The sequence below is a fragment of the Mediterraneibacter agrestimuris genome (assembly GCF_943193195.1).
Taxonomy (GTDB): domain Bacteria; phylum Bacillota; class Clostridia; order Lachnospirales; family Lachnospiraceae; genus Schaedlerella; species Schaedlerella agrestimuris.
In genome coordinates, this window is the sequence record NZ_CALPDG010000097.1 from 1 (window position 1) to 2,884 (window position 2,884).

General features: G+C 33.5%; 4 protein-coding genes. 2 read left to right on the forward strand and 2 right to left on the reverse strand.

Annotated features, from left to right (window positions below; genetic code table 11):
• Positions 1-171 precede the first annotated feature (171 nt).
• Both NFS18_RS19100 and NFS18_RS19105 read right to left on the reverse strand, forming a co-directional pair.
• Positions 172-837: a hypothetical protein gene (locus NFS18_RS19100; protein ID WP_251393132.1), complete on the reverse strand. Its 666-nt coding sequence runs from the start codon at positions 835-837 to the stop codon at positions 172-174.
• A gap of 468 nt (positions 838-1,305) precedes the next feature.
• Positions 1,306-1,737, reverse strand: coding sequence for a helix-turn-helix domain-containing protein (locus NFS18_RS19105; RefSeq protein ID WP_251393133.1), 432 nt, complete (start codon positions 1,735-1,737; stop codon positions 1,306-1,308).
• 194 nt (positions 1,738-1,931) lie between these two features.
• On the opposite strand from NFS18_RS19105, the gene NFS18_RS19110 reads away from it, so the two are divergent.
• Positions 1,932-2,090 (forward strand): DNA-binding protein, encoded by a 159-nt coding sequence (locus NFS18_RS19110; RefSeq protein WP_251393135.1) that lies wholly within the window; start codon positions 1,932-1,934, stop codon positions 2,088-2,090.
• 14 nt (positions 2,091-2,104) lie between these two features.
• Positions 2,105-2,614: a tyrosine-type recombinase/integrase gene (locus NFS18_RS19115; RefSeq protein ID WP_251393134.1), complete on the forward strand. Its 510-nt coding sequence runs from the start codon at positions 2,105-2,107 to the stop codon at positions 2,612-2,614.
• Positions 2,615-2,884 lie beyond the last annotated feature (270 nt).

The following is a 2,884-nucleotide window of genomic DNA, read 5'->3' on the forward strand; positions in this document are numbered from 1 at the left end:
CCGTTGTGGCAAGGAGTTATTGACCGCAAAGCTTATATTGTCAAGTGGTGAATACGGATAATTGCGGAAGAACCCCAAGCTTGATAATAATCAATTATCTCACATTGGATGATTTTGAACAGGTACTCGCTATTTTGCGTTTACAATAATGTAGTATTTCCTCTAATATGGTTATGATTTATTTGAATGGAATAATGTTATTTGTCTCAAATCATAAATCAACTCTTCATACTTGTTATAATCTCTGTAAAGAATATCTTTTATTATTGGAGTTAATGAGAATATCAGTGAAAATACTAATAATACAAGGACTATAACTTGTATTGCTATGGTAAATATTTCAGTTTGGGTAGCAACATCTCCAATTTTTTGGGCAATATATGCAATTATAGGAATAATTATTGCACCTAAAGTTTTGAGTGGCTTTTTAAAAGGGGCAATGTAATCACTTTGTACTTGTGCAAGTTTTGCTTCCTCGATTAATCTGTCAATAGAATCAAAATCGTTAATGTCGATTTTATATTGCTTTAATACGTCAATGACCATTTTCATTCTTCTTTCTGAGTAAGGGGCATAGTGCTCTTTGAGCATAACCTGAAGATTTCTTTTGGTGGAATCAATTATAAAGAATGTAATAATGCATAAAATACCTATTGCTATTGGAATAAAGGAAACCCATTTTTTTATAAAGAATAAAAATATACCACTTATAATTGAGCTCACGAGAAGAAGAATTATAAATACCTTCCGGTATGGTGGTAGCTTTGTAAATGGAATGGTACTCTTGATGTTCTTTAATCCAATTTTATAACTGATAAATAAATCACAGAATCGCATTTGTATACCTCCTAGTATAATAATGGTATAGTTAATAAGACTACTTAGTTAACGAGTTTCTATATTCAAGATAAGAAAAGAGGGAATTCTCCCTTCATCAGATGTTATCCTAAAGAATTATCATGTTTGACGGTTCTTGGTAGACACCAGGTAAAGCATAAGATATCATCTCTTAGGATAGGAAAAATAATGTATCACTCCTTGGGATGCTGATTTAATCAACAGATACTTATAAGAAAGTTAATTAGTCCATTCGACAGGGGCTTATGTTTTAGCAGGTGGGGAGCCGGAAGGCCATACCTGAATAACGAGCCAGGTTGTGTACCTGTCAGATTGGAAATGGATTCCTATCAGAAAGGAGCTATTGCTCATGTCAGATAAAGTTATTTTTAATCTTGATGAATTATTCTATGTTTAGTGACAATCAAATGACAATACTTTTTATAAATGACCATGAATAAATACTTTTTATTTAGCAGGAAATTGACTTTTCCACTCTAAATATTCTTTTTCTGTAATCTCTTCATTTCTGAACTTCTGGTACATATCCGCCCATGCTCCAATATTATCCAGCATATTTAAAGAATCATGACCTTTGTCTTTAAACATGAGCTGTGGTACGCCAGATTCATCCCGATAGGCGTGTAGTCCATATTGATCTTCTAAAGCAAATAATGCGTGCATGACACTAACATAAGTATCAAAGTTTGGATCAGACATGGCGTATGGACTGATCTTTAATGAGTTTGCTATTTTTTGCAATTGTTCTGAGGATGGGAAACGATTCCCAAGTTCATAATTTCTAATTGCCGATTCGCTTAATCCGGACATGATTGCCAATTCTTTCTGTGTATATCCTTGATCTATCCGGAATTTTTTTATTTTCTCACCTACTGTCATAGGAAAACACTCCTTTGCTTATTATTACTTAAAAGTATAACATAAACAGTTCAAAAATGAAATACAAAAATAAACCGTTCATTTTTGAAATTATTCTATTGACAGTACGGAAATGAAATGTTATGATGCATACATACAGTTCGATAATGAACTGAAAAAAGAAAGGAGGGATGTAGAGGGCTAGTAAATTATTTATATCAGCAAAAGAATTAGAAGTATCTGATTCCTATGCGTACCGTTTGATTCGTCAGTTAAATGCTGAATTGGAACAAAAAGGTTTCGTTGTTGTCAAAGGAAAAATCAGCCGTAAATATTTTGAAGAACGAGTTTACGGTATGAATGAAATGAAATAGCAGGAGGTGATGTTTTGACAGTAATCAAAAACCAAAAGTCAAATACTTACGAGGTAAGAACCTATTACAAGGACTGGACCGGCGTAAGAAAGCAGAAGACGAAAAGGGGATTTAAACGCAAATGTGATGCTCAGGAATGGGAAAGAGCATTTAAATTAAAGGAGAATTTGAGCCTGGATATGTATTTTGTAGATCTTTATCTGAATGATATAAAATCCAGAATCAAATACAATACATGGCTGACGAAAAAGCATATTGTAGAGAAAAAGATTCTCCCATATTTTTCGAAAAAGAAGTTGCAGGAGATAAAACCCTCCGATATTCGGCAATGGCAGAACACCATGATGAACTATCGGAATAAACAAGGAGAAGGTTATTCACAGGTCTATCTAAAGACCATCCATAATCAGTTGAGTGCGATTTTGAATCATACAGTTAATTTCTGTGATTTGAAAAGCAACGCTGCACGCAAGACAGGATCTATGGGAAAAGAAAGAATAAAAGAAATCTTCTATTTTACATAAATATTGAAAAGCATTACTTGTCGAACCGGTATATCCTTTTCCGTATATCGCTTTTACCGTTTTACTTTTACTCCATCCAGTATTCAGGCATTGAACAATAAAATTATAATAAGGATCTAATTTACTCTGCTGGATTCCGTACATACTTAATTCTTTTGGATCTCCTTCACGATATTTCGCAATCGTATTTCGCCCCACTCCCATTCGTTTCGCTATTTCGCGATAACTACAGCCTTCTGTTAAAAATTTCTGTATCTGACAGATCATTTT